Origin of the sequence: Mycolicibacterium sp. MU0050, from assembly GCF_963378085.1 — a bacterium.
In the GTDB taxonomy this organism is placed as follows: Bacteria; Actinomycetota; Actinomycetes; order Mycobacteriales; family Mycobacteriaceae; genus Mycobacterium; species Mycobacterium wendilense.
Map to the genome: position 1 here is coordinate 1,207,408 of NZ_OY726395.1, position 24,463 is coordinate 1,231,870.

Genomic DNA, 24,463 nt, shown 5'->3' on the forward strand with positions numbered 1-24,463 from the left:
CCCCCCGCCTGCCTCGACTCAGTCGTAGACGATGACCGCACGGCCGATGATGTCGCCGCGGCCGATGGCGTCCAGCGTCTCGTTGACCTCCTCGAAGCGCACCCGCGTCACGGCGTCCTTGATCTGCCCGGCGACCGCCAGTGCCAGGACCTCGGTGAGGTCGTTGAAGTTGCCCCAGAACGACCCGTAGTAGGTGTATTCGCGCGAGACCAGTGGAAAGAGTGGGATGTCGACCCGGTTGCCGATCAGCCCGACGCTGGCCACCGCTCCCTCGGCGGCCAGCAGCGCGAACGCCAGACGAATCGAGTCCTCGGCGCCGGCGCAGTCCAGCACGGCGTCGAATTCCCCTCGGCCCGTGAGTCTTTCCAGCTCGGATGCGACGGCCTCAGGGGGCTTACCCCGGACGTTCACCACATGGTCGGCGCCGTTGTCGAGCGCCAGTCGGAGCTTCTCGTCGCTGCGGCCCAGGGCCACGACGGTCGCGCCGCCGCCGAGCAGCCTCGCATACTGCGTGCCGTAGCTGCCCAGGCCGCCCACCCCGGTGACGGCCAGCGTGCGACCCGGCCCGAGGTGGCCGCCGGCGCGCAATTTCTTGAGGCCGCGGTAGGGCGTCAGGCCGGCGTCGGTCAGCGGCGCGAGGTTGGGCGGCGACAGCGCGCCGCCGGCGGGGACGCCGATCAGGTACCGGTGGTGCACCGGCAGGTATTCCTGGTAGCCGCCGTGCGGCCCGAACCCGGCCCACACCCCGTGGGCGCACAACTGTTCGTTGCCCCCGTGGCACTGCCGGCAGGAGCCGTCGCCCCACGGCCCGAACACCACCACCTGATCGCCCTCGGACAGCCCCGCAGAGGGCGGCACGGCGGAGCCGATGCTGTCGACCCAGCCCGCGATCTCGTGCCCCGGCGTGATGGGAAAGTTGTTGGCCACACCGTCGGCGAAGTAGCCGTCGATGAGCTGATAGTCGGTGCGGCACATCCCGGCCCCACCGACCTTGACCAGCACCTCTTCGGGGCCCGGCACCGGAACCGGGACCTCCTCGAGTTGCAACGGCCGCTTGTACCCGTGCATGCGGGCTGCCCGCATCTTCATGTGTGTTCCCCCACCGCGCCAGCTCCAGGGCATCGTCGGTCCCGTCGGCCGGCTGGGCGCTTTGAGCAGTGCCGACGGGCACGGTGCTGAAGCTATAACCGGTGTGGCCAGTTCATCGGGGTTTTCGCCCCATTAGCCTGGACAGCGTGCAGTCGACGTTCTTGGGGAAGCCGGTCGCGGGCGATCGCGCCCTGATCATGGCGATCGTCAACCGCACGCCGGACTCGTTTTACGACCGGGGAGCCACCTTCAGCGACGAGGCCGCGAAGTCGGCGGTCCACCGCGTCATCGAGGAAGGCGCCGACGTCGTCGACATCGGCGGGGTCAAGGCGGGCCCCGGACAGGTGGTCGACGCCGACGAGGAGATCGCCCGCGTGGTGCCGTTCATCGAATGGCTGCGCTCGGCGTATCCGGACCAGGTGATCAGCGTCGACACCTGGCGCGCGTCGGTGGCGAAACTGGCCTGCGCGGCCGGCGCGGACCTGATCAACGACACCTGGGCGGGTGCTGATCCGGGTCTGCCGGAGGTGGCTGCCGAATTCGGGGCCGGCCTGGTGTGCTCGCACACCGGTGGTGCGGTCCCGCGGACCCGGCCGTTTCGGGTCAGCTACGGCAGCACCACCCGCGGCGTCGTCGACGACGTCGTCCGGGAGGTCACCGCCGCCGCCGAACACGCGGTGTCCGTCGGTGTCCACCGGGACGCGATCCTGGTCGATCCCACCCACGATTTCGGTAAGAACACTCACCACAGTCTTAGTTTGTTGCGTCACCTGAAAGACCTTGTAAACACTGGATGGCCGGTCCTGATGGCCCTGAGTAACAAGGATTTTGTCGGGGAGACTCTGGGTGTGGGTCTGACCGAACGCCTGGAGGGCACCCTGGCCGCCACCGCTTTGGCGGCGGCGGATGGGGCGCGCATGTTCCGGGTACACGAGGTTGGCCCCACTCGGCGCGTACTCGACATGGTCGCGTCGATCGAAGGCAGGCGTCAGCCGACGCGCACGGTGAGGGGACTGGCATGACGACGACACCGGAGCTATCCGCCCAGAGCACGCTGCCCGGCGACACCTGGTGCAACGACCACAGTTGGAGCCGGCCAACCTGGACCGTCGCCGAGTTGGCCGCCGCCAAACGGGGCCGGACCATCTCGGTGGTGTTGCCCGCGCTCAACGAGGAGGACACGGTCGCCTCGGTCATCGACAGCATCTCGCCGATGCTGGGCGATCTGATCGACGAGTTGATCGTTCTGGACTCGGGCTCCACCGACGACACCGAGATCCGGGCGATCACCGCCGGCGCACGGGTCGTCAGCCGCGAACAGGCCCTGCCGGAGGTGCCGCCGCAGCCCGGCAAGGGTGAGGTGTTGTGGCGCTCGCTGGCCGCCACCACCGGCGACATCGTCGTGTTCATCGACTCGGATCTGATCGACCCGGACCCGATGTTCGTGCCGCGGCTGGTCGGCCCGATCCTCACCGGCGACAACATTCACCTGGTGAAGGGCTACTACCGCCGTCCGCTCAAGGTCAGCGGGCAAGAGGACACCAACGGCGGCGGCCGGGTCACCGAGTTGGTGGCGCGCCCCCTGCTCGCCGCGCTGCGGCCCGAGTTGGGCGCTGTGCTGCAACCGCTGGGCGGTGAGTACGCCGCGACGCGTGAGTTGCTGACCGCGCTGCCGTTCGCGCCCGGCTACGGCGTGGAGATCGGTCTGCTCATCGACACCTACGACAGGCTGGGCCTGGACGCGATCGCCCAGGTCAACCTGGGCGTGCGCACTCACCGCAACCGCCCGGTCACCGAATTGGCGGTGATGAGCCGGCAGGTGATTGCGACGCTGCTGAGCCGCTGCGGGGTGCCCGACTCCGGTGTCGGTTTGACGCAGTTCTTCGCCGACGGTGACGGTTTCACGCCGCGGACCTCCACGGTGTCGCTGGAGGATCGACCACCCATGAACACCCTGCGCTGAGCCCGCGGCTCACCATCCACAGGCACCTGCCGCGCCAACCTCGGTTGTCGCCCCCATGAGGCAAACTCGACGGTGTGACGATGGTTCTGCTCTACCTCGTGGTGCTGGTTTTGGTGGCCGTCGTGTTGTTCGGCGTGGCCAGCGTGATCTTCGGGCGCGGTGAACAACTGCCCCCGCTGCCGCGCGGGACGACGGCCACGGTGCTGCCCGCGTCCGGCATCACCGGCGCCGACGTCGACGACGTGAAATTCGCCCAAGCACTGCGCGGGTACAACACCGCCGAGGTGGACTGGGTGCTGGAACGGCTGGGCGCCGAACTCGACTCCCTGCGCGGCGAACTCGCGATCCTGCGCGGCGTCAGCGCACCGGGACCCGAACCGGACCGCCCCGTCGACGACGGCGATCACCCCGAAGCTCAGGCGGAGGACGACCTCGAGGCCGGCCGCCGCCAGGACGTCCCGTGAGCGCCGCCGACGACCGCGTCCGGTGCGGGTGGGCCGAACTCGGTTCCTCGGCCGACGCCCAGTTGTACCGGGACTATCACGATCAGGAGTGGGGCCGGCCCTTGCGCGGGACGGTCGCGCTGTTCGAACGGATGAGTCTGGAGGCGTTCCAGAGCGGCTTGTCCTGGTTGACCATCCTGAAGAAGCGGGAGAACTTCCGTGCCGCGTTCTACGGGTTCGACGTCGCGACCGTCGCCGGCTACGACGAGGCCGACGTGCAGCGGCTGATGGCCGACGCGGGCATCGTGCGGAACCGCGCGAAGATCGATGCGACGATCGCCAACGCTCGCGCCATCGCCGAACTCGACGGCGACCTGACCGAGCTGCTGTGGTCCTATGCGCCCGCGGCGCGCCCGCGGCCCGCGAGCCTGTCGGAGGTGCCGGCCAAGACCCCCGAGTCCGCCGCGCTGGCCAAGGAACTCAAGCGGCGCGGCTTCCGATTCGTCGGTCCGACCACCGCTTATGCCCTGATGCAGGCCACCGGAATGGTCGATGATCACGTCGTGACCTGCTGGGTTCCGGCTGTTGGTGCGGTTTAACCGCCGGGTCTTGCACACGTGAAGGCGGGCATAGGGAAGAATGGAGCAGTGAATCGGCAGTTCGTGCTGACCAGGTCCGGACCGATGGACCGGCTCAGAAGTGGAGGGAGCACTCGATGGCGGCCATGAAGCCCCGGACCGGAGACGGTCCTCTGGAAGCAACCAAGGAGGGGCGCGGCATCGTGATGCGGGTACCACTGGAAGGCGGCGGCCGCCTGGTCGTCGAGCTGACACCGGACGAAGCGGCGGCGCTGGGCGAGGAACTCAAGAACGTCACGAGCTGATCGCCGCCACCCGCGGCTAGCTCGACACCTTGCGGTAGATCTCCAGCGTTTGCTCGGCAACACGCCCCCAGGAGAACTCGTCGATGCACCGCTGGCGGCCAGCTTGACCGTAGGCAGCGGCTCTGGCCGGGTCGGCAACCAATGCGTTGACCGCCTCGGCCAGACCGGCCTCGAACGCGCCCGGATCCGCGGTGTCGTAGTGCACCAGCGTCCCAGTGGTGCCGTCGTCGACGACCTCGGGGATTCCGCCGACGTCGGAGGCCACCACGGGGGTGGCGCACGCCAGCGCCTCGAGGTTCACGATGCCCAGCGGCTCGTACACCGACGGGCACACGAAAACGCTTGCTGCCGACAAAATCTCGCGGATATCGGCCAGCGGCAGCATCTCGCGCACCCAGAACACGCCGGTGCGGCGGGCCGAGAGTTCCCGGACGGCGGCCGCCGTCTCCGCGGCGATCTCGGGGGTATCGGGGGCGCCCGCGCACAGCACCAGCTGCACCTCGGGTGCGAAGTGATGCGCCGCGGCCACCAGATGCGTGACGCCCTTCTGGCGGGTGATCCGGCCGACGAACGCGACGATGGGCCGGGACAGGTCGACCCCCAGCCCGGTCAGCACCGACGCCGTCACCTCCGACCGGGACATCGGGTACCAGACGTCGGTGTCGATCCCGTTGCGCACCACGTGCACGCGGTCGGGATCGAGTTCCGGGTACACGCGAAGGACGTCCTCGCGCATCCCCGAGCTGACCGCGATCACCGCCGCGGCCGCCGTCATCGCCGTGCGCTCCACCCAGGACGACACCCGGTAGCCGCCGCCGAGCTGCTCGGCCTTCCACGGCCGCAGCGGTTCCAGCGAGTGCGCGGTCACCACGTGCGGGATGCCGTGCAGCAGCGCGGCAACGTGCCCCGCCATCCCGGTGTACCAGGTGTGGGAATGCACCAGGGAGGCCCCCGCGGCGTTGTTGGCCATCACCAGGTCCGCCGACAACGTCGTCAGCGCCGCGTTCGCTTTCAGCAGGCCCGGATCGGGATCGGCCACGATGGCCTCGGGGCGGTGGATGCCCATGCAGTGCACGTCGACGTCGCACAGTCGGCGCAGCTGCGCGACAAGCTCGGTCACGTGCACGCCGGCGCCGCCATAGACCTCCGGCGGATACTCCCGAGTCATCATCGCCACCCGCATACCGATCGACCGTAGTGGCGCCCCCGCGGCGGCGCACCGCCGCGGGGGGGTTCGGCGCCGAATTCCATTACTGGCCGGGGGCCCCTCGGCGTTTGGCCTAGCCGCATCCGGCGGGTGGCGATAGGTTTGAACCCATGAGGGAAGCGCCACATGTGCTGGGCATCGTCCTGGCCGGAGGTGAGGGGAAGCGGTTGTATCCGCTGACCGCGGACCGGGCCAAACCGGCGGTTCCTTTCGGTGGTGGTTACCGGTTGATCGACTTTGTGCTGTCCAACCTGGTCAATGCCCGGTACTTGCGGATCTGTGTTCTCACGCAATACAAGTCGCATTCACTGGACCGTCACATTTCGCAGCACTGGCGGCTGTCCGGTCTGGCGGGGGAGTACATCACCCCGGTGCCCGCCCAGCAGCGGCTGGGGCCGCGCTGGTACACCGGTTCGGCGGATGCGATCTATCAGTCGATGAACCTGATCTACGACGAAGATCCGGACTACATCGTGATTTTCGGTGCCGACCACGTGTACCGGATGGATCCCGAGCAGATGGTCCAGCAACACATCGAGAGCGGTGCGGGCGCCACCGTGGCCGGAATCCGGGTGCCGCGCGCCGAGGCGAGCGCCTTCGGCTGCATCGACGCCGACGACTCCGGGCGGATCCGGCAGTTCATCGAGAAGCCGGCCGACCCGCCCGGCACGCCCGACGATCCCGAGCAGGCCTTCGTCTCGATGGGCAACTACATCTTCACCACCAAGGTGCTGATCGACGCGATCAAGGCCGACGCCGAGGACGACCATTCCGACCACGACATGGGCGGCGACATCATCCCGCGCCTGGTGGCCGACGGGATGGCCTCGGTCTACGACTTCAGCAACAACGAGGTGCCCGGCGCCACGGAACGCGATCACGGCTATTGGCGCGACGTCGGCACGCTGGACGCGTTCTACGACGCGCACATGGACCTGGTGTCGGTGCACCCGATCTTCAACCTCTACAACAAGCGCTGGCCGATCCGGGGCGGCGCCGAGAACCTGGCGCCGGCCAAGTTCGTCAACGGGGGGTCGGCCCAGGAATCGGTGGTGGGCGCCGGCAGCATCATCTCGGCGGCCTCGGTGCGCAACTCGGTGCTGTCGTCCAACGTCGCGATCGACGACGGCGCCATCGTCGAGGGCAGCGTGCTGATGCCGGGCGTGCGGGTCGGACGGGGTGCGGTGGTGCGCAAGGCGATCCTGGACAAGAACGTGGTGGTGGGCCCCGGCGAGATGGTCGGGGTGGACCTGCAGAAGGACCGGGAACGCTTCTCGATCAGCGCGGGCGGCATCGTCGCGGTCGGCAAGGGCATCTGGATCTGAGCCAAGCCCGCGGGTGCCTTACCCCGCGAGTGCCTCACCTCGCGAGCGGGCGTGTCCCCGGCCGACACGCCGCGGAATTCACGTATTCGGCGCACGCTCGCGCCGGGACCTCGCCCGCCGCCACAACCGGTACCCCGCCCAGATCAACCCCGCCAGAAACACCAGCACCAGCAACGGCAGCAGCAGGGCCACGAGGACCAGACCGACGCTGGTGACATCCTCGACCGTCGACAACACCGGTGCGGCGACGCCGGCGGTGGCGACGTTGGCGGCGGGCCGGACCGCGGACTTGGCCAACGAAACCGCCAGAGCCACAACGACGCCGATGAGTACCGGGACCCACTGCCCGGACTGGGCCCACTGGCCGGGGTCGGCCACCGCAGGGCTCTGCGCCGCGGTGCCGGAGCCGAACACGATGCCGCCCGCGGCGGGACGCACGAACGTCTGCACGGTGTCGTTGAGCGAATCCAGCGCCGGGACCTTGTCAGCGATGATCTCCACCACCAGCAACACCGCCACGATTATCAGGACCCAGCCGTTCTCCAGCCAAGACCAGCCCGCCGGCAGGCTGATCACCTCCGTGAACCGGGCCAGCAGCCCGAGCATCAGCATGGGGATATAGGCGTTGAGCCCGGCCGCGGTGGACAGCCCCAGGCCCGTCAGCAGCTGCTCCATGACAACAGTATGCGGACAACCACCCGCCGTGCCTGTCGATCACCAAAGGTAGGGGACCAGCCGGTATCGCACCGTGCTCCGGTACTCGGGGTAACCGGGCAGGTCCCGCACGAGCATCCGCTCCTCGTCGCCGATCCGAACGATCAGCGCCAGCAGGGCGCCCGCGGCGGGCAGATAGGCCCAATAGGAGCCGAGCCCGACCGGTAGGCCGAGCATCATGGCCACGGCGCCGCTGTACATCGGGTGCCGAACCACCGTGTAGAGCCCGGTGGCCACCACCTGTTGGCCGGCCTGGATCTCCACCGTGGCGGCGGCCCAACTGTTCTGCAGCACGACGACAATCGCGACACCGAGACCGACACCGGCCAATCCGAGCCCCACGACGCAGAGCCAGGTGGGCACGTGCGTCCAGCCGTGACGACGGTCCAACCCGCCGACGGCGAAGACCGCCAGCGTCGACGCCTGCAGGCCGAACACCGCCAGCCGCTGCACCCCGCGGGACTCCGCGGTGGGGCCGGCGCGCAGTCGTCGCCGCAGGACGTCGGGCTGTTTGCGGCCCAGGTACACGGTGTACGGGACGGTCAGGACCAGCATCACCGCGATGAGCGCCCACCCCTGCCAGTAATCGAATGTGCCTGCGGGCCAGAACAGCAACGCGCCCGTCGCCGTGAGCCCCACGATCGAGGCCAACGCCGCTCGGAGGCTGAGGTTCATGGCACCGTCTCCTGGTTCGATGCTGCCGGCAGGCCGCTAGGCCGCGTCCCGGTTGCGGTACAGAAATCCGGCCGCCGCCGCCAGCGCGGCCCCGATGGCGGCCAGGAGCACCAACGTCGGTGCGGACACGTCCAGCGGAGCCGTGATCCGGCCGACCGGGGACAAGTCGATCAGCCATTGCGGAAGCCGCAGCAGCGCACCCAGATACAGCGCGGTGATCACGAACGTGACCGCGGCCCAGCCCAGCCAGGGCCGGCGCAGCGCCATCGCCAGCGCGGCCACACCCGCCATGGCCACCAGCGCGGGAACGTAGGCAAGTCCCGCCAGTGTCAGCCGCCCGATGGTCGCGGGCTCGCCGAGGGTGACGCCCGCGCCCAGACCGTTGCCCAGTCCGGCGCTGACCATCAGCACCGTGGAACCCAGCGCGGCCGCGACCACGGCCGTCAACAGCCACCGCCACCGCGAAACCGCGCCCGCCAGTACAGGTTCGGCCAATCCGGTTCGTTCGTCGGCGCTCAGCCGCAGTACGGCTGCCACCGTGTATGCCGAGGCGGCCGCGGCCAGGAACTGGCTCATGGTGGTGTAGACCCCGTCGGTGCCCTCGGTGGCCAGCATCTGGGTGATCAGCTCGTTGCCTTCGGCGGCGGCCAGCATCGAGTCGGTCAGCGATCCCACGCACAACCCCGCCAGGAACAGGCCCACCGACCAGCCCAGCATCGGCCCGCGCTGCAGCGTCAGATGCAGGCCCAGGACTCCCCGGATCGGCCGGGCGTCGGGTCGCTCCCCGGTGGACGCGAAGGTGCCGGCGTCGTACTGGCGGCGGTTCTGCAGCGCGGCCGCCAGCGCGCCGAGCGCGGCGGTCAAGAGCACCAGCAACAGCAGCGGCCACCAGCGCAGGTCCGCAAAGGGGCGCATCTGCTGGGCCCAGGCGATGGGGGAGAACCAGGAGAGCGCACTGCCGGAGCTGTCGATCACGTCGCCGACACCGCGCACCAGCACGGCCACCGCCAGGACGGCCAGGGCCGCACCGGTGGCGGTTCGCGACTGCCGCCATAGCTGGGCGGTCACCGCGGCCACCGCGGCGAAGACCATCGCGGCCGCGGCCACCCCGATCGACATCCCGGCGCTGTCCGCCAGTGCGAAGCCGCTGACGGTCAGCGCCGCCGTCATCAGGACGGCCAGGACCAGGTTGACGCCCGCGGCCAGCAGCAGCGCGGCGGCGATGCGCGCGTCGCGCCCGACAACCGAGGCCAAGATCAATTCCGCGGCGCCGGATTCCTCCTCGGCGCGGGTGTGGCGCAGCACGGTCAGGACGGCCAGGATCGAGGCCGCGACGATGAGGGTGAGGGTGAGCTCGGTGGCCATCATCACGCCCATGTCGGTTTCGTTGATCCCGAACATGGGGCCCGCCAACATCATTGCCGCCGGTGTCTTGAGGAGGTCGATGCGAGCGAGGCGCGCCGCCTCGTCCGGGTAGGCCAACTCGAGAGCGCCCGGCGAGTACACCACGAGCAGGGCCAGGGCGCCGATCCAGATGGCCAAGCGGGTGCGGTCGCGTCGCAGCGCCAGGCGCAGCACGCGCCAGGTGCCGGTCAGGGCGGACCCGGGGCCGGGTGCCTGATGACGGGCCGCGGGGCGGGCCGACGTGCGCGCGGTCATCGGCGGGTGCCCTGATATTCGCGCAGGAACAGGTCCTCCAACGATGCCGGAGTGACCTTGAGTTCGGTGATGCCCAGCGCGGTCAGCTGTTCCATCACCCGGTCGAGATCGGCGCGGTCGACGGTGAACTGGGCGGTGCCGTCGACCAGGCGGAAATCGCGGGTCTCGGCGAGGTCGCCCAGCGTCTCGGGATCGCGCCGAGTGCGCACGGCCACCATGGTTCGCATCAGATGCCGCAGTTCCGTCAAGGTTCCGGAGCGCACCGTCCGGCCCGCCCGGATGATGGTGACGGTGTCACAGAGCTTTTCGACCTCGGCCAGGATGTGACTCGACAGCAGGACCGCGGCGCCGTCGGCGGCCACCTCCTGCACGCACTGTTGAAAGGCCTTCTCCATCAAGGGATCCAGGCCGGAGGTGGGCTCGTCGAGGATGTAGAGGTCGGCGGGGATGCTGAACGCCGCGACGATGGCGACCTTCTGCCGGTTGCCCTTAGAGTAGGTGCGCGCCTTCTTGTGCGGGTCGAGTTCGAAGCGGTCGATCAGCTCATCGCGCCGCCGGGTATCCGGATTCGCCCGGCCGCGCAGTCCCATCAGGAAGTCGATGGCCTGCATGCCGGTCAGGTTGGGCCACAACGTCACATCGCCGGGCACGTAGGCCAGCCGGCGGTGCAGGTCGACCGCGTCGCGCCAGGGGTCCCCGCCGAGCAGTCGTACGCTGCCCGCGTCGCTGCGCAACAGGCCCAGCAGCACGCGGATGGTGGTCGATTTGCCCGCGCCGTTGGGGCCGAGGAAGCCGGCGATCTCGCCCGGCGCCACCCGCATGTCCAGCCCGTCGATGGCCTTGGTCTTTCCGAAACTCTTGGACAGCCCTTCGATTTCGATGGTGTGCGCGGTGCCTGTCATGGCGGATCCCATCAGTAGTGGTGGTGGTCGGCGGCTTCTGCGTCCGCCGCCTGTCGGGCGACGAAGGTGTCGTACATGGTGCGGTCGGCCATCAGGCCCTCGGTGTAGACCTCGAGGGCGGGCACGGTCATGTCCCGCGCGTAGTCACGCAGCACCGTCCGCACATCGTCGGGGGTGTCGTGCATCTGGAGGTAGAGCAGGAACCCGCCGCCGCCTGCCATCGTGAGAAAGTGGGCACGGCCCTTGGGATCGCGGCTCGCCTTGATGGTGCCGGCCCGCACGCCTTCTTCGAGGTATCGCTCGGTGTTGTCGATCATCCGGCGCCACAACACCTTTGCCAGGTCCCCGCCGCTTTGGAGGCTGCGCGTCAGATACCCCATGATGGGTGCATAGGACTCGACTTCGTCCATCGCCGCGAGCCAGGCCGCCGGGTCCGCGGTCCGCACCGATTCCGTCTTGGCCTCAGCGATGACGGCGGCGACGTGGTCGTCACACGCCTTGTGCAGGCCGTCCTTCGAACCGAAGTGGTGGATGACCAGGCCGGGACTGACGCCGGCCGCGGTGGCGATGGCGCGCACGGTCACGCCGAACCCGTGCCGGCCGAACTGATCGATGGCCGCGTCGCGGATCCGCGCGGTGGTGGTCAGGTCATCGGCTGAACGCACGTTCAATAGCTTAAACGTCTGTTCAGCCGGGCGTCAACGGCTTGGGTCGGGTTTTCGTCACAAACGCGTGCCGGCAAGCCCGCCGAAACCGCCGGGGAAGGTCAGTCGCGGGCCGCGGCGAGGATGCCGTCGCCGAGCGGCACCAACACCGGCGTCAGCCGTTCGTCCTCGGCGATCAACCGCGCGGCCTCCCGCACCGCGGCGACCTCGGCGTCGCTGGCGGCCGGATCGCCGGCCCGCCCGCCGAGGGCGGCACGATGCACCACGATGACCCCGCCGGAGCGCAGCAGGCGAACGCCCTCGACCACGAATTCGGGCTGGTCGCGCGGGTCGGCGTCGATGAACACCAGGTCATAGGACTCGTCGGCCAGGCGGGTCAGCACCTCCTGGGCGCGGCCGCTGATCAGCCGGGTCCGGGACGGCCCGATGCCGCCCTCGCTGAAGGCCTGCTTGGCCAGCCGCTGGTGTTCCGGCTCCACGTCGATGGTCGTCAGGACGCCGCCGTCGCCCATCCCCGCCAGCAACCACAGCCCGCTGACCCCCACGCCGGTGCCGACCTCGACGACGGCTTTGCCGCCCGAGAGCCGGGCCAGCAGGCTCAGCAGTGCCCCGACGGCCGGCGTCACCGCGCCGGACCCGGTGTCCTCGGAGCGTTCCCGGGCCGCAGCGAGCACCGCGTCCTCGGATATCGAGCCCTCGGCATGGGCCAGCATCGCCTCGGCGCGACTGGGTGCCGCCGCGCCGCGCGGTTCGTCTTCAGAGGCCATTCCCGCAGCGTAGAGCGAATCCGTCGCCGGGGGGAACAGGCGCGCCCGGTTACGGCCCGGTCACGGGGTGGTCACGGCCCGGTCCCAGCCCTCGATTCGGGCCGCGCGACACTCCCGGAGCAAAGATGAACTTTGGGTGTCGACGGCGCCATCTGCGCAGCCCAGAGGCGGTCCGGAGGCTTTCTCAGTGAAACTTCAGTTTGCTCATATCCCGGCCACACGCCGATCGGCGACGGTATGCCCATGGAATGCGGCGCGCGCTGGATGGGTACCAACCCTGGGAATAGCCCCGCCCATTTCGATGTTGCTGAGGGCAACGCTGCGCGGCCTTCGCTTCGCAGTCACGACCAGGAGGATGCCACGACCACCCCAATGACGGCCCCGACCAGCATGGCCCACTTCCCGCAGGACACCACCGGCTGGGTTGAGACCAGTGACGAGCCGCAAGGCACCGCCGTGTTCGACGCAACCGGTGACCTGGCGACCATGCCGTCCTGGGACGAGTTGGTGCGTCAGCATGCGGACCGGGTGTATCGGCTGGCCTACCGCCTCTCCGGCAATCAGCACGACGCCGAGGACCTGACCCAGGAGACGTTCATCCGGGTGTTCCGCTCGGTGCAGAACTATCAGCCCGGCACCTTCGAGGGTTGGTTGCACCGCATCACCACCAACCTTTTCCTGGACATGGTGCGGCGCCGCAGCCGGATCCGGATGGAGGCGTTGCCGGACGACTACGACCGGGTGCCGGCGGACGACCCGAACCCCGAGCAGATCTACCACGACGCCCGGCTCAACGCGGATCTGCAGGCCGCGCTGGATTCGTTGCCGCCGGAGTTCCGCGCCGCGGTCGTGCTGTGCGACATCGAGGGGCTGTCCTACGAGGAGATCGGTGCCACCCTGGGCGTCAAGCTCGGTACCGTGCGCAGCCGCATCCACCGCGGCCGGCACGCGATCCGTGACTACCTGGCGGCCAACCAGGCTGCGGCCGACCCGGCCTGAGCTACGAAATTCGGTCCTGCCGTGAGCTATCGCTATCAGGCTGCCCGGGCAGCGCGCTACATTCGAGGTGGATCTGTTCGGCGGGTGCACCGTCGCGTCGACGGGAGAGGAGTGCGAGTGATGGTCGAGCGTGGACATCTGTTCCGCCGGGCCTTCTCGTGGCTGCCCGCCCACTTCGCCTCACAGAGTGACACGCCGGTCGGCGCGCCCCGACAGTTCGGTTCCACCGAGCATCTGTCGATCGAGGCGGTGGCCGCCTACGTCGACGGCGAGTTGCGAATGAACGCGCACCTGCGGGCCGCGCATCACCTGTCGCTGTGCGCCCAGTGCGCCGCCGAGGTCGAAGTGCAGCAGCAGACCCGCGAGACGCTGCGCGAATCGTCGTGTCCCATCGACATGCCCAGCACGTTGTTCTCCGCGTTGTCGCAGATCCCGCACGCCCCGGTGACGCCACCCGACGATGCTGTGGGGCCGCTGGACGAGCAGTTGGCTGACGACCGCACCCGCGGCTGGCGGCGCCGCCGGTAGGGTGGATCACGCCGGACCCACCGCGGCCGGGCCTTGGACGAGCGAGCCCGTGCTCCGTGAGCGCCAGAAGAGGATGACTTGAGCCCTAACCAAGACTCCGCGCCGGGGTCCAACGGTCCGCGCCTGGCGCCGCGTCCCGTCTCCCGGCCACCCGTCGATGACGCCTCCCGTCGTGCCTTCGGCCGGCCCGCCGGCGTGTCCGGGTCCTTTGTCGGGGAGAACCTGCGGTCGAAGAAATTCCGCGAAGACGACGAGTTCGCGCCGCGCGACCTGCCGCCCGACCCCGTGCTCGCCGAGGCGTTCGGTCGCCCATTCGCCGGCGCCGACTCGCTGCAGCGGCATCCGATCGACGCGGGCGCGCTCGAGCGTGACAACGGCGAACTCGAAGCACCCGAGGATCCCTGGCGTGACCCCGCGGCCCCGGCGGCCCTGGGCAGCCCGGCCGTCGACCGTCAGCCCCACCAGCCTGTCGCGGCCAGCACCGCACCGCTCGGTGTCCGCGATGTGTTGTTCGGCGGCAAGGTGGCCTACCGAGCGCTGGCGGTCCTGGCCGTGTTGGCGCTGCTCATCGGCGTGGTGGGCGGCTGGTTGGGACGCCGGACCGCCGAGGTCGTGGAGGCCTTCACCACCTCCAAGATCACGCTGGAGACCAGCGGTGGCGGCGGCGAGGAACCGGCCGGCCGGTTCGCGGAGGTGGCGCGGTCGGTGGCCGACTCCGTCGTCACCATCGAGGCGGTCAGTGACCAGTCCGGGTCGCAGGGCTCCGGCGTCGTCATCGACGGCCGCGGCTACATCGTCACCAACAACCACGTCATCTCCGAGGCGGCCAGCAATCCGGCCCAGTACAAGATGACGGTCGTCTTCAACGACGGCAAGGAAGTGCCCGCCAACCTCATCGGCCGCGACCCCAAGACCGACCTCGCCGTGATCAAGGTGGACAACGTCGACAACCTCACCGTGGCCCGCTTGGGTGACTCGGAGAAGGTGCAGGTCGGCGAGGAAGTCATCGCCGCCGGCGCGCCGCTCGGGCTGCGCAGCACCGTCACCCACGGCATCGTCAGCGCGCTCGAACGGCCCGTGCCGCTGTCCGGCGACGGTTCGGACACCAACACCGTGATCGATGCCATCCAGACCGACGCCTCGATCAACCACGGCAACTCCGGTGGTCCGCTGATCAACATGAACGCCGAGGTCATCGGGATCAACACTGCGGGCAAGTCGCTGTCGGACAGCGCCAGCGGCCTGGGCTTCGCCATCCCGGTCAACGAGATGAAGTTCACCGCCGAGACGCTGATCAAGGACGGCAAGATCGCCCATCCCACGCTGGGCCTGAGCGCCCGGTCGGTGAGCAACGACCTCGCCTCCGGGGCGCAGGTCGCCAACGTCAAGGCGGGCAGCCCCGCGGAACGGGCCGGGCTGCTGGAGAACGACGTGGTGGTTCGAGTCGCCGACCGCAAGGTCGCCGACGCCGACGAGATGATCGTCGCGGTGCGCAAGCTCAAGATCGGCGAGGAGGCCGAGATCGAGGTCGTGCGCGACGGTCGCAACATCGTGCTACGGGTGACCCCCCAACCGGACACCTGACATGTTCGCCAACGTCGGTTGGGCCGAGATGCTGGTGCTGGTCGTCATCGGGTTGGTGGTGCTCGGCCCCGAGCGGTTGCCCGGCGCCATCCGCTGGACCGGTAATGCGCTGCGGCAGGCCCGAGATTACGTATCGGGAGCCACCACCCAATTGCGGGAGGACTTCGGCCCCGAGATCGACGAGTTCCGGCAGCCCCTGAGCGAACTCAACAAGTTGCGGGGCATGACGCCGCGCGCCGCGATCACCAAACACCTTCTCGACGGCGATGATTCGATCTTCACCGGCAAGTTCGACGCGCCCGCATCCGGCACGGCACCGCAGCCGCCCAGTGCGGCACCCACCACCCCGCAGCCCCAGCAGCCGACCAAGTTCGATCCCGACGCCACCTGAGCCGCGCGGCCCGCACGATCAGGGGTTATCCGCGGCGCGCGGTGTCCAGTCCCAGCGACATGCCGGCCAGCCCGCGCTTGCGTGCCGACAGCGCGTCGGCGATCGACTGCAGCTGCTTGCCGGCCGCCGACTCCGGCGCCGACAGCACCAGCGGCACCCCGGTGTCACCGGCGGTCACCAACGCCGGGTCCAGCGGCACCTGGCCCAGCAGCGGCACGTCGGCACCCACCGAGCGCGACAGGCTCTCGGCCACCTGCCGGCCGCCGCCCTCGCCGAACACGGCCATCGTGCTGCCGTCGGGCAACACCAGGCCGGACATGTTCTCCACCACCCCGACCACCCGCTGACGGGTTTGCAGGGCGATGGCCCCCGCGCGCTCGGCGACCTCGGCCGCCGCGAGCTGCGGGGTGGTCACCACCAGGATCTCGGCGGTCGGAATCAGCTGGGCCACCGAGATGGCCACGTCCCCGGTGCCCGGGGGCAGGTCGAGCAGCAACACATCCAGATCGCCCCAGTACACGTCGGCCAGGAACTGCTGCAACGCGCGGTGCAGCATCGGCCCGCGCCACACCACCGGGGTGTTGCCCTGGGTGAACTGGGCGATCGAGATCACCTTCACGTCGTGCGCCACGGGCGGCACGATCATCGAGTCGACCTGCACGGGCCGGTCGTCGGTCCCCATCATCCGCGGCACGGAGTGCCCGTAGATGTCGGCGTCGACCAGCCCGACCGACATGCCCCGAGCGGCCATCGCCGCCGCCAGGTTCACCGTCACGCTGGACTTGCCGACGCCGCCCTTGCCGGACGCGACCGCGTACACCCGGGTCAGCGAGTTCGGCTGGGCGAATGGGATCACCGGCTCGGCGGCGTCGCCGCGCAGCTGCTTGCGCAGTTCGGCGCGCTGCTCGTCGTTCATCACGTCGAGGCTCACCCGGACCGGACCGGTGCCGGGGACGTCGGCCGCGGCGCGGGTCACCATGTCGCTGATCTCGGCCTTCTTCGGGCAGGCCGCGGTGGTCAGGTAGATCTCGACGTGGACGGCCGCATCGGCCCCCACCTCGATGTTCTTCACCATGCCGAGTTCGGTGATCGGCCGGCGCAGTTCCGGGTCGATCACCTTGGCCAGTGCAGTGCGCACGGCCGCCACGAGTTCAGGACTGTCAGTCATCACCGACGAGTCTAGGCCGACCCGAAAACGGCGCTCCTACCGCTGGCCTGCTTCGGCCGGTGCCAAGCGCGGTCAGGCGGCGGGGCCGGGCGCGGGTCCCAGCGGCGCCGCGGGAGCGGGCGCCGGCGCGGGCAGGCCCGGTGCCGGCGGTGCCGGGGCCATCCACGGCGGCGTGCCGGGCGCGGGCGCCGGGGCGGGCGCCCCCGGGGCCGGTGGTGCGGGTGCCATCCACGGCGGGCTGAACGGCGCCGGGGCCGGTGGGGTCGAGGCCGGGGCGGGCGTGCGCTTCTCGCTGATGCAGAACACCTGGCAAGGCGCCGAGCCCGGCGTCCCGGGCAGCGCCTCGGGGCCGGGTGGCACCGGCAGCTGATTGGCGACGTCGGTCTGGGCCAGCATCGGGTTGCGCGCCAGCGGGTCGGTGGACGGCAGGCCTTGGGCCGTGCCCGGGATGTCGGGTCCCAGCCCCTGGAAGGCGTTGACGTGGGCCACGGTCACCGCGGGGATGGGTCCGTTGATCGGGGGTAGGTCCACCGGCGCCACGCCGGTGGCGTAGGCCGCCGCCCAACCCAGGACGTTGCGGGCGTACGCCATCGAGTTGTTGTAGCGAAGGATCGCGGTGAGCACCTGATCCTGGTCGCGCAGGTTCATGTTGCCGCTGCACAGGTAGCGGGCGGCGGCCAGGGTGGCGTCGTAGATGTTCTGCGGGTCGGCCTCGCCGTCACCGTCGCCGTCGGAGGCGTAGCGCGACCAGGTACCGGGCAGGAACTGCATGGGTCCCATGGCGCGCGCGTAGGTGACGCGGCCGGCCTGCACGCTCTGCACGATGATCTCGTTGCCGGGCAGGGTGCCGTCCAGAGCGGGGCCGTAGATCGGTTTCACCGGATTGCCGCGGGTGTCGGTGGCGCCGCCGTTGGCGTGTCCGGACTCGATGCGGCCGATGCCGGCCAGCAGGTTCCAGCTGACGCCGCAGCTGGGCTGCGCGCGGTTCAGCATCGACTCGGCGTTGCGGTAGGCGCTCAGCGCGATCGACGGGATGCGAAGCGCTCCAGGGGCGGTCACGACGGCGGCCGGCGGCGGCGCGGACATGGCCGCCGAGGCGATGTTGAAGCTCGTCACCGGCCGGGCCACCGCGACCACGGTGGGTCCGGAGGTGTCCACCGGCGTCGGGGCCACCGCCACCATCGGCGTCACGTCGGTGTTTTGCAGCGCGGTGGGAGCCGGTGCCGGAACCGGCCCGGACGCGCCGACGGCGGCCGCCAGCACCAACGGGGTGATGACGGCGACGCCGAGGGCCGGGGAGCGGGCGGCGCTGGACACCCGATTGCGCGCCGAACTCAGCGCTGTCACCAGGGTCGGGTGTGCACCCGAGCCGCCCCTTATGCGCACTCGACCGTCCTCTGTGGCTTCCTTGGCCTGTTGGATCTGTCCGGGTTTGGACTTGTGAACCAGGTCACCATACCTAGTCTTATGGCCTCTGTGGCAACAATGGTCACGCTGATCCGTCCCGATGCTATTTGTTGCTGCGTCGCTCGGTGACATCACCCTTGCGCGGTTTCGAGTTCTCGGGCTGTTCGCCGGCCGCGGTCTGCAGCGCGATCAGCAGTTCCCGCAGCTCGTCGAGCTCCCTGCGCAAGTAGTCGCGGGTGACTCCCTCGCCGACGGCCAGCCGCAGCGCCGCCAGCTCCCGCGCCAGGTATTCGGTGTCGGCCTTGGTCTGTTGGGCGCGGCGACGATCCTCCTCCAGCGCCACCCGGTCGCGGTTCTCCTGCCGGTTCTGGGCAAGCAGGATCAGCGGCGCCGCATAGGCGGCCTGGGTGGAGAAGGCCAGGTTCAGCAGGATGAACGGGTACGGATCCCACTGCCAGGCGAAGGCCCCGAGGTTCAGGGCGATCCAGACGACCACGAGAATCGTCTGCCACATCAGGTAGCGGCCGGTGCCCAGATATCGGGCGATCGATTCGCTGAACTTGCCGACGGCCTCGGCGTCGACGTTGAACCGGGGCCGCCGCGACACCCGGGGCGTGTCCAGCCGGTTGCTCACTTCGCGCGATCCATTTCGCGTTCGTCGGCGCTGGCCCGCCAGTCGTGCGGCAGCAGGTGGTCCAGGACGTCGTCGACGGTCACCGCGCCCAGCAGGTGGCCGGCGTCGTCGACGACGGGGCCGCACACCAGGTTGTAGGCGGCGAAGTACCGCGTCAGCGCCGACAGCGGCATGTCGGGGGTGAGGCCGGGCAGGTCGTCGTCGAGGATGCCGCTGACCAGCGCCGCGGGCGGTTCGCGCAGCAGCCGCTGCAGGTGCACACCGCCGAGGTAGTGCCCGGTCGGGGTGGCCGTCGGGGGCCGCACCACGAACACCAGCGACGCCAGCGCGGGCGTCAGGTCGGGGTCGCGCACCCGGGCCAGCGCCTCGGCCACCGTGGTGTCGGTGGCCAGCACCACGGGTTCGGGCGTCATGAGCCCCCCGGCGGTATCGGGGGAGTGCTGCATCAGCCGACGCACCGGATCGGAATCCTCGGGGTCCATCCGCGCCAACAGCAGCTCGGCCTCGGTCGGGTTGAGCTCGCCGAGCACGTCCGCGGCGTCGTCGGGATCCATGGCCTCCAGGACGTCGACGGCGCGCCGGGTCCCCAACGTCTGCAGCACCTCGACCTGTTCGTCCTGGGACAGCTCCTGCAGGATGTCGGCCAGCCGGTCGTCGTCGAGCGCGTTGACCACCTCCATCCGGCGTTTGTGGGGCAGCTCGCGCATCGCGTCGGCGACCTTGATCGGGCGTTGGCCCTCGAACTGGTGCAGCAACTGCGCCACGCCCTGGCCGGGCATCGACAGCGCCGTGGGGGTCAGGCCCGAGACGTTCTGCCAGTCCACCACGTAGACGTTGCTGCGCCGGCCCAGCCGCCGGTGGTGCCGCACGGCCACCCGGGTCACCAGCCAGTCGCGGGACCGGGTCTGCTCGATGCCGAGGTCAACGACGTTCAGGTCGGTGCCGGCCAGCTCCTCGAGTTCGGGATCGTTGACCCGCACCCGGGTGTCGAGCACCTGGCCGAGCACCAGGGCCTCACCCGGCCGCTGGGCGAACCGGCGCAGCGACACGTTGCCGGTGGTGAGCGTGACGGCGTGCGGTTCGATGGCGGTCACCCGCAGGATCGGCACAAAAATCCTTCGGCGCGTCGGCAATTCGACCACCAGGCCGATGACGCGTGGCTGTTGGCGGACGATGCTGATGCTGACCACCACGTCGCGGACCCGGCCCACCGACTCGCCGTCGGGCCCGAGTACCACCAACCCGGCGAGCCGTGCCGCGTACACCCTGTTCACCGCCGCCATAGGTCAAAGGGTAGGAGTGGAACCGTGAATAGTGCGCATCGACCCGGCCTGGAAGACCAACTCGTTCGTCCGCGGCGGACCTGTCTGTCGGTACCCGGCAGCAGTCGCAAGATGATCGACAAGGCCAAGACCCTGCCCGCCGATCAGGTTTTTCTCGATTTGGAGGACGCGGTCGCCCCCGAGGCCAAGGCCCGGGCCCGGACCGAGGTGGCCGCGGCGCTGGCCGAACCGGGTTGGGGAAACCAGCTGCGGGGCGTGCGCGTCAACGACTGGACGACGCCGTGGACCCACGCCGACCTCATCGAGGTCATGGCCGCGGCCGGCGCGCACATCGACGTGGTGGTGCTGCCCAAGGTCACCGACGTCTCCCACATCACGGCGCTGGACCTGCTGCTGACCCAGCTCGAGCTCGCCCACGACCTGCCGGTCGGCAAGATCGGGATCGACGCGCAGATCGAGGACGCCGGCGGGTTGACCAACATCAACGCCATCGCGGCGCATCCGCGGGTGCACGCGCTGGTGCTCGGGCCGGCAGACCTGATGGCGAGCCTCAACATGCGCACGCTGGTGGTCGGGGAGCAGCCCGAGGGCTACACCGAGGGCGACGCCTACCACCACGTGCTGATGACCATCCTGGTGGCGGCCCGCACGCACGGTGTCGCCGCCGTCGACGGGCCCTTCCTGAAGGTGCGCGACGTGGATGCGTTCCGTCGGGTGGCCGGCCGCTGCGCGGCGCTGGGGTACGACGGGAAGTGGGTGCTGCACCCGGACCAGATCGCCGCCGGCAACGAGATCTTCAGCCCGCGGCAGGCCGACTACGACCACGCCGAGCTGATCCTCGAGGCCTACGAGTGGCACACCTCGCTGGCCGGTGGCGCGCGCGGTGCCGTGATGCTCGGTGACGAGATGATCGACGAGGCCAGCCGCAAGATGGCGCTGGTGATCGCCGGCAAGGGTCGAGCGGCCGGCATGCAACGCCAGTCGGCGCCGTTCACGCCGCCGGAATAGCCTGCGCGCCGGGCTGTTCCGGCTAGGGGGCCCAGTTCTCGCCGGAGATGCCGACGGCGACGCCCACCATGAACAGCACGACCAGCAGGGCCAGGGTGATCGCCCCGATGACGATGCCGGCGATGGCCATGCCGCGGCCCTGCTGGTGGGTGTTCTTGATCTGGTTGAGCGCGGCGATCCCGAGCACCAGGCCGACGATCGGCAGGAACGCGCCCAGGCAGCAGAACAGGCTCAGCAGGGCACCCGCGACGGAGGTCACCAGCGAGGCCGTCGCCAGGTTGTTGGTCTCCATCGGCACCGGCGGACCGTAGGGGTCATACGGGGCGCCGTAGCCACCGGGGTAACCGCCGTAGCCGGGCGGGCCCGGGGGCGCCGGGTACTGCGGCGGCGGCGGATAGGCGCCGTAGCCCGGTGGGGGCGGTGGGTAGTCCGGGGGCGGTGCGTGCGGGGGCGGCGGTGAATACGCGGGCGGGTCCTGATAGCCCGAGGGGTAATCAATCGGCGCGAACGGGTCGGCGGGGTTTCGGGACGCCCCGGAGTGTGGGTCGTCGGGGTTCGGATCGGGGTTCGTCATGTCCTCATCGCATCGCGTAAATGGTCCAGATCAGCCCGATGATCAGGGTGGCCACGCCCACCACGATGGCGGAGACCGCCAGTCCGTAGCCGTTCTGCGGGGCCTGCTTGATCTGGTTGAGCGCCACGGTACCGAGCACGATGCCGACGATCGACAGCACGCCGCCGAAGTACGGGACAAAACCGGCGATCGCGGATCCCAGCGCCGCCACCGCGATCGGGTTGGTACCCGATCGGACCGGGGTGCCGTAGCCGAAGCCGGCCACCGGCGCCGCCGGATCCGGGTGACCGGGCGGCGGGACGTTGACCGGTGCCCACTCCGGGGGCAGGTGCGGATCGGGGCGGGGGTCGCCGTCCGCGGCTGTCATGCTGTTCAACCTAGCGTATCCGCAGGTCGTGCGGTGGAATCTGGAATGCCCGGCACCTTTGGCGGCGACGACTCGTTGTCGGGACACACTCCGGAATCGCTGACATCGACGGCACCACAGAGGAGAATGAGCACCGATGACCAGTCCGTTCCAACCCGGTCCGGCCCCCGGCCCGGGCTCCGCGCAACCCGGCCCGAGCCGCCGTGGGCCGATCAACCTGCCCACCCCGCCGAAGGGGTGGCCCATCGGTTCCTATCCCACCTACGCCGAGGCGCAGCGCGCCGTCGACTATCTGTCGGATCAAGAGTTCCCGGTTCAGCAGGTGACGATCGTCGGCGTCGATCTGATGCAGGTGGAGCGGGTCACCGGCCGCTTGTCCTGGCCCAAGGTGCTGGGCGGGGGCGTCCTGACCGGGGCGTGGCTGGGTATCTTCATCGGCCTGGTGTTGGGTTTCTTCAGCCCCAACCCGTGGGCGGCGCTGCTGACGGGTCTGGTCGCGGGTGTGTTCTTCGGCCTGATCACCTCGGCCGTCCCCTACGCAATGGCCCGTGGCACCCGGGATTTCAGCTCGACGATGCAGCTGGTGGCCGGACGTTACGACGTGCTCTGCGACCCGCAGAACGCCGAGCGCGGGCGGGACCTGCTGGCGCGTCTGACGATCTGAAGCCGCCGGGTCACCCCGCCCCGGATTGCGACGCGCGTGCCACAAGTGTTGCGTGTCACGTAGCCCTACCTCTACGGTTCACGCGCGGGAGTATCCCGAAATGCGGAGGCGAGAGGCGGTGTGAGCATTTGGTGGCAGCACGCGCACGCTCGACGGGTCGGCGTACCCGCTTGAGGCGGCTCGGCGCCGGCGCGCTCGCGGCGCTCACCGCGATCACCGGAGCCGTGGCCTGTAGCTCGCCCCCCGAGGGGCTGGTGATCAGCTTCTACACCCCGGCCAGCGAGACGGCGACGTTCACCGCGGTGGCCAAGCGCTGCAACGAAGAGCTCGCCGGGCGCTTCCGGATCGAACAGGTCAGCCTGCCCAAGGGCGCCGACGATCAGCGCCTGCAGCTGGCCCGCCGGCTCACCGGCAACGATCGGACGCTGGACGTGATGGCGCTCGACGTGGTGTGGACCGCCGAGTTCGCCGAAGCCGGTTGGGCGCTGCCGCTTTCCGAGGATCCCGCCGGACAGGCCGAGGCCGACGCCACCGCCAACACCCTGCCCGGGCCGCTGGAGACCGCGAAGTGGCAGGGGCAGCTGTACGCCGCGCCGGTGACCACCAACACCCAGTTGCTCTGGTACCGGCCCGATTTGATGCCCGCCCCACCCGCCACCTGGGATGACATGGTCGCCGAGGCGACCCGGTTGCACGCCGCCGGCGAGCCCAGCTGGATCGCGGTGCAGGCCAAGCAGTACGAGGGACTGGTGGTGTGGTTCAACACGCTGCTGGCAAGCGCCGGCGGGCAGGTGCTCTCCGACGACGGGGAGACGGTCACCTTGACCGACACCCCCGAACATCGCGAGGCCACCGTCAAGGCCCTGTCGATCATGAAGGCCGTCGCGACCGCGCCCGGCGCGGACCCCTCGATCACCCAGACCGACGAGGGCACCGCCCGGCTCGCGCTCGAGCAAGGCAACGCGGCGCTGGAGGTCAACTGGCCGTTCGTGCTTCCGTCGATGCTCGAGAACGCGCTCAAGGGCGGGGTGTCCTTCCTGCCGCTCGACCAGCGCCCCGACCTGACGAGCGCGATCAACGACGTCGGTACGTTCTCGCCGACCGACGAGCAGTTCGAGGCCGCATATACCGAGAGCCAGAAGGTGTTCGGCTTCGCGCCCTATCCGGGGGTGCGGCCGGGTGAACCGGCGCGGGTCACACTGGGCGGTCTCAACCTCGCCGTCGCCAAGACCACGCGGCATCCGGCGGAGGCGTTCGAAGCCATCCGCTGCATCCGCAATGAGGAGAACCAGAAGCTCACCTCGATCGAGGGCGGCCTGCCGGCCGTGCGCACCTCGTTGTACTCCGATCCCGCCTTCCAGGCGCAGTACCCGCAGTACGCGATCATCCAGGAGCAGTTGACCAATGCCGCGGTGCGCCCCGCCACCCCGCTGTATCAGGCGGTGTCGACCATGATGTCGGCGACGTTGGCCCCGATCACCGCCATCGATCCGGAGCGCACGGCGGACGAACTCACCGAGCAGGTGCAGAAGGCGATCGACGGGAAGGGCCTGATCCCGTGACG

At 69.8% G+C, this 24,463-nt stretch carries 27 protein-coding genes; 13 read left to right on the forward strand and 14 right to left on the reverse strand.

Translation table 11 applies throughout. The annotated features are described in order from the left end of the window. Positions 1-18: 18 nt before the first annotated feature. On the reverse strand, positions 19-1,089 hold the full coding sequence (locus R2K23_RS05845) for an NAD(P)-dependent alcohol dehydrogenase (protein ID WP_316515102.1): 1,071 nt from the start codon (positions 1,087-1,089) through the stop codon (positions 19-21). 146 nt (positions 1,090-1,235) lie between these two features. Here R2K23_RS05845 and folP point away from each other — a divergent pair, with 146 nt between their 5' ends. From folP to R2K23_RS05870, 5 genes are all read left to right on the forward strand, one after another. Beyond that, complete coding sequence (gene folP / locus R2K23_RS05850) at positions 1,236-2,111, forward strand: dihydropteroate synthase (protein ID WP_316515105.1); 876 nt, start codon at positions 1,236-1,238, stop codon at positions 2,109-2,111. Further along, the gene (locus tag R2K23_RS05855) at positions 2,108-3,052 is read left to right on the forward strand and encodes a glucosyl-3-phosphoglycerate synthase (protein WP_316515106.1); all 945 of its coding nucleotides are present in this window, start codon (positions 2,108-2,110) and stop codon (positions 3,050-3,052) included. The genes folP and R2K23_RS05855 overlap by 4 nt, the downstream gene beginning before the upstream one ends. A 74-nt stretch (positions 3,053-3,126) precedes the next feature. Beyond that, the gene (locus R2K23_RS05860; protein ID WP_316515109.1) at positions 3,127-3,516 is read left to right on the forward strand and encodes a DivIVA domain-containing protein; all 390 of its coding nucleotides are present in this window, start codon (positions 3,127-3,129) and stop codon (positions 3,514-3,516) included. Next, positions 3,513-4,094: a DNA-3-methyladenine glycosylase I gene (locus R2K23_RS05865; RefSeq protein ID WP_316515112.1), complete on the forward strand. Its 582-nt coding sequence runs from the start codon at positions 3,513-3,515 to the stop codon at positions 4,092-4,094. Before R2K23_RS05860 ends, R2K23_RS05865 begins: the two co-directional genes overlap by 4 nt. Before the next feature lie 116 nt (positions 4,095-4,210). Next, complete coding sequence (locus R2K23_RS05870; protein ID WP_066857137.1) at positions 4,211-4,378, forward strand: DUF3117 domain-containing protein; 168 nt, start codon at positions 4,211-4,213, stop codon at positions 4,376-4,378. 16 nt (positions 4,379-4,394) lie between these two features. Here R2K23_RS05870 and glgA read toward each other — a convergent pair whose 3' ends face one another. Continuing rightward, complete coding sequence (glgA, locus tag R2K23_RS05875; protein ID WP_316515117.1) at positions 4,395-5,561, reverse strand: glycogen synthase; 1,167 nt, start codon at positions 5,559-5,561, stop codon at positions 4,395-4,397. Positions 5,562-5,695: 134 nt separating this feature from the next. Between glgA and glgC the strand changes: the two genes are divergently transcribed. Further along, positions 5,696-6,910 (forward strand): glucose-1-phosphate adenylyltransferase, encoded by a 1,215-nt coding sequence (gene glgC / locus R2K23_RS05880; RefSeq protein ID WP_316515120.1) that lies wholly within the window; start codon positions 5,696-5,698, stop codon positions 6,908-6,910. A 78-nt stretch (positions 6,911-6,988) separates the two neighbouring features. Here the strand turns inward: glgC and R2K23_RS05885 are convergent, their stop codons facing one another. The 6 genes from R2K23_RS05885 to R2K23_RS05910 all read right to left on the reverse strand — a co-directional run bounded on the left by R2K23_RS05885 (position 6,989) and on the right by R2K23_RS05910 (position 12,292). Next, positions 6,989-7,585, reverse strand: a complete 597-nt coding sequence (locus tag R2K23_RS05885) for a DUF4126 domain-containing protein (protein ID WP_316515122.1) — start codon at positions 7,583-7,585, stop codon at positions 6,989-6,991. Positions 7,586-7,624: 39 nt separating this feature from the next. Continuing rightward, positions 7,625-8,299: a methyltransferase family protein gene (locus R2K23_RS05890; protein WP_316515124.1), complete on the reverse strand. Its 675-nt coding sequence runs from the start codon at positions 8,297-8,299 to the stop codon at positions 7,625-7,627. Positions 8,300-8,335: 36 nt separating this feature from the next. Further along, entirely contained in the window at positions 8,336-9,958 is a 1,623-nt protein-coding gene (locus R2K23_RS05895; protein ID WP_316515126.1) for an ABC transporter permease, read from the reverse strand. Further along, positions 9,955-10,860 (reverse strand): ABC transporter ATP-binding protein, encoded by a 906-nt coding sequence (locus tag R2K23_RS05900; protein ID WP_316515128.1) that lies wholly within the window; start codon positions 10,858-10,860, stop codon positions 9,955-9,957. The genes R2K23_RS05895 and R2K23_RS05900 overlap by 4 nt, the downstream gene beginning before the upstream one ends. A gap of 11 nt (positions 10,861-10,871) precedes the next feature. Beyond that, complete coding sequence (locus tag R2K23_RS05905) at positions 10,872-11,525, reverse strand: TetR/AcrR family transcriptional regulator (RefSeq protein WP_316515129.1); 654 nt, start codon at positions 11,523-11,525, stop codon at positions 10,872-10,874. Between the two features lie 101 nt (positions 11,526-11,626). Next, entirely contained in the window at positions 11,627-12,292 is a 666-nt protein-coding gene (locus R2K23_RS05910; RefSeq protein WP_316515131.1) for an O-methyltransferase, read from the reverse strand. Between the two features lie 264 nt (positions 12,293-12,556). Between R2K23_RS05910 and sigE the strand changes: the two genes are divergently transcribed. The 4 genes from sigE (at position 12,557) to tatB (ending at position 15,794) form a co-directional block, all read left to right on the forward strand. After that, a complete protein-coding gene (gene sigE / locus R2K23_RS05915) occupies positions 12,557-13,291 on the forward strand; it encodes an RNA polymerase sigma factor SigE (protein WP_316515134.1) in 735 nt (244 codons plus the stop codon). A 120-nt stretch (positions 13,292-13,411) separates the two neighbouring features. Next, positions 13,412-13,819, forward strand: a complete 408-nt coding sequence (rseA, locus tag R2K23_RS05920; protein WP_316515136.1) for an anti-sigma E factor RseA — start codon at positions 13,412-13,414, stop codon at positions 13,817-13,819. A gap of 78 nt (positions 13,820-13,897) precedes the next feature. Then, complete coding sequence (htrA, locus tag R2K23_RS05925; protein WP_316515138.1) at positions 13,898-15,403, forward strand: serine protease HtrA; 1,506 nt, start codon at positions 13,898-13,900, stop codon at positions 15,401-15,403. 1 nt (position 15,404) lies between these two features. Beyond that, positions 15,405-15,794, forward strand: a complete 390-nt coding sequence (tatB, locus tag R2K23_RS05930) for a Sec-independent protein translocase protein TatB (RefSeq protein ID WP_316515140.1) — start codon at positions 15,405-15,407, stop codon at positions 15,792-15,794. Between the two features lie 25 nt (positions 15,795-15,819). Here tatB and R2K23_RS05935 read toward each other — a convergent pair whose 3' ends face one another. The 4 genes from R2K23_RS05935 to R2K23_RS05950 form a co-directional block, all read right to left on the reverse strand. After that, the gene (locus R2K23_RS05935) at positions 15,820-16,962 is read right to left on the reverse strand and encodes an Mrp/NBP35 family ATP-binding protein (RefSeq protein WP_316515141.1); all 1,143 of its coding nucleotides are present in this window, start codon (positions 16,960-16,962) and stop codon (positions 15,820-15,822) included. Between the two features lie 72 nt (positions 16,963-17,034). Then, entirely contained in the window at positions 17,035-18,300 is a 1,266-nt protein-coding gene (locus R2K23_RS05940; RefSeq protein WP_316517083.1) for a lytic transglycosylase domain-containing protein, read from the reverse strand. Between the two features lie 172 nt (positions 18,301-18,472). Next, entirely contained in the window at positions 18,473-19,003 is a 531-nt protein-coding gene (locus R2K23_RS05945) for a DUF1003 domain-containing protein (RefSeq protein ID WP_316515143.1), read from the reverse strand. Continuing rightward, positions 19,000-20,286, reverse strand: coding sequence for a magnesium transporter MgtE N-terminal domain-containing protein (locus tag R2K23_RS05950; protein ID WP_316515144.1), 1,287 nt, complete (start codon positions 20,284-20,286; stop codon positions 19,000-19,002). Before R2K23_RS05950 ends, R2K23_RS05945 begins: the two co-directional genes overlap by 4 nt. A gap of 24 nt (positions 20,287-20,310) precedes the next feature. On the opposite strand from R2K23_RS05950, the gene R2K23_RS05955 reads away from it, so the two are divergent. Next, on the forward strand, positions 20,311-21,294 hold the full coding sequence (locus tag R2K23_RS05955; protein WP_316515146.1) for an HpcH/HpaI aldolase/citrate lyase family protein: 984 nt from the start codon (positions 20,311-20,313) through the stop codon (positions 21,292-21,294). Positions 21,295-21,316: 22 nt separating this feature from the next. Here R2K23_RS05955 and R2K23_RS05960 read toward each other — a convergent pair whose 3' ends face one another. After that, positions 21,317-21,868, reverse strand: a complete 552-nt coding sequence (locus R2K23_RS05960; protein WP_316515148.1) for a DUF4190 domain-containing protein — start codon at positions 21,866-21,868, stop codon at positions 21,317-21,319. 4 nt (positions 21,869-21,872) lie between these two features. Further along, complete coding sequence (locus R2K23_RS05965; protein WP_316515149.1) at positions 21,873-22,235, reverse strand: DUF4190 domain-containing protein; 363 nt, start codon at positions 22,233-22,235, stop codon at positions 21,873-21,875. 136 nt (positions 22,236-22,371) lie between these two features. Between R2K23_RS05965 and R2K23_RS05970 the strand changes: the two genes are divergently transcribed. Further along, entirely contained in the window at positions 22,372-22,899 is a 528-nt protein-coding gene (locus tag R2K23_RS05970) for a general stress protein (RefSeq protein ID WP_316515151.1), read from the forward strand. A 170-nt stretch (positions 22,900-23,069) separates the two neighbouring features. After that, positions 23,070-24,461, forward strand: coding sequence for an ABC transporter substrate-binding protein (locus R2K23_RS05975; RefSeq protein WP_316515153.1), 1,392 nt, complete (start codon positions 23,070-23,072; stop codon positions 24,459-24,461). The last annotated feature ends 2 nt before the right edge of the window (positions 24,462-24,463 follow it).

Bases quoted from the DNA above. Each gene is read 5' to 3' on its own strand.
- R2K23_RS05950 (WP_316515144.1), bottom strand. From the start codon at position 20,286: ATGGCGGCGGTGAACAGGGTGTACGCGGCACGGCTCGCCGGGTTGGTG.
- rseA (WP_316515136.1), top strand. From the start codon at position 13,412: ATGGTCGAGCGTGGACATCTGTTCCGCCGGGCCTTCTCGTGGCTGCCC.
- R2K23_RS05845 (WP_316515102.1), bottom strand. From the start codon at position 1,089: ATGAAGATGCGGGCAGCCCGCATGCACGGGTACAAGCGGCCGTTGCAA.
- R2K23_RS05895 (WP_316515126.1), bottom strand. From the start codon at position 9,958: ATGACCGCGCGCACGTCGGCCCGCCCCGCGGCCCGTCATCAGGCACCC.
- R2K23_RS05855 (WP_316515106.1), top strand. From the start codon at position 2,108: ATGACGACGACACCGGAGCTATCCGCCCAGAGCACGCTGCCCGGCGAC.
- R2K23_RS05960 (WP_316515148.1), bottom strand. From the start codon at position 21,868: ATGACGAACCCCGATCCGAACCCCGACGACCCACACTCCGGGGCGTCC.
- R2K23_RS05900 (WP_316515128.1), bottom strand. From the start codon at position 10,860: ATGACAGGCACCGCGCACACCATCGAAATCGAAGGGCTGTCCAAGAGT.
- glgA (WP_316515117.1), bottom strand. From the start codon at position 5,561: ATGCGGGTGGCGATGATGACTCGGGAGTATCCGCCGGAGGTCTATGGC.
- R2K23_RS05890 (WP_316515124.1), bottom strand. From the start codon at position 8,299: ATGAACCTCAGCCTCCGAGCGGCGTTGGCCTCGATCGTGGGGCTCACG.
- R2K23_RS05870 (WP_066857137.1), top strand. From the start codon at position 4,211: ATGGCGGCCATGAAGCCCCGGACCGGAGACGGTCCTCTGGAAGCAACC.
- tatB (WP_316515140.1), top strand. From the start codon at position 15,405: ATGTTCGCCAACGTCGGTTGGGCCGAGATGCTGGTGCTGGTCGTCATC.
- R2K23_RS05885 (WP_316515122.1), bottom strand. From the start codon at position 7,585: ATGGAGCAGCTGCTGACGGGCCTGGGGCTGTCCACCGCGGCCGGGCTC.
- R2K23_RS05935 (WP_316515141.1), bottom strand. From the start codon at position 16,962: ATGACTGACAGTCCTGAACTCGTGGCGGCCGTGCGCACTGCACTGGCC.
- R2K23_RS05970 (WP_316515151.1), top strand. From the start codon at position 22,372: ATGACCAGTCCGTTCCAACCCGGTCCGGCCCCCGGCCCGGGCTCCGCG.
- R2K23_RS05965 (WP_316515149.1), bottom strand. From the start codon at position 22,235: ATGACAGCCGCGGACGGCGACCCCCGCCCCGATCCGCACCTGCCCCCG.
- R2K23_RS05910 (WP_316515131.1), bottom strand. From the start codon at position 12,292: ATGGCCTCTGAAGACGAACCGCGCGGCGCGGCGGCACCCAGTCGCGCC.
- sigE (WP_316515134.1), top strand. From the start codon at position 12,557: ATGGGTACCAACCCTGGGAATAGCCCCGCCCATTTCGATGTTGCTGAG.
- glgC (WP_316515120.1), top strand. From the start codon at position 5,696: ATGAGGGAAGCGCCACATGTGCTGGGCATCGTCCTGGCCGGAGGTGAG.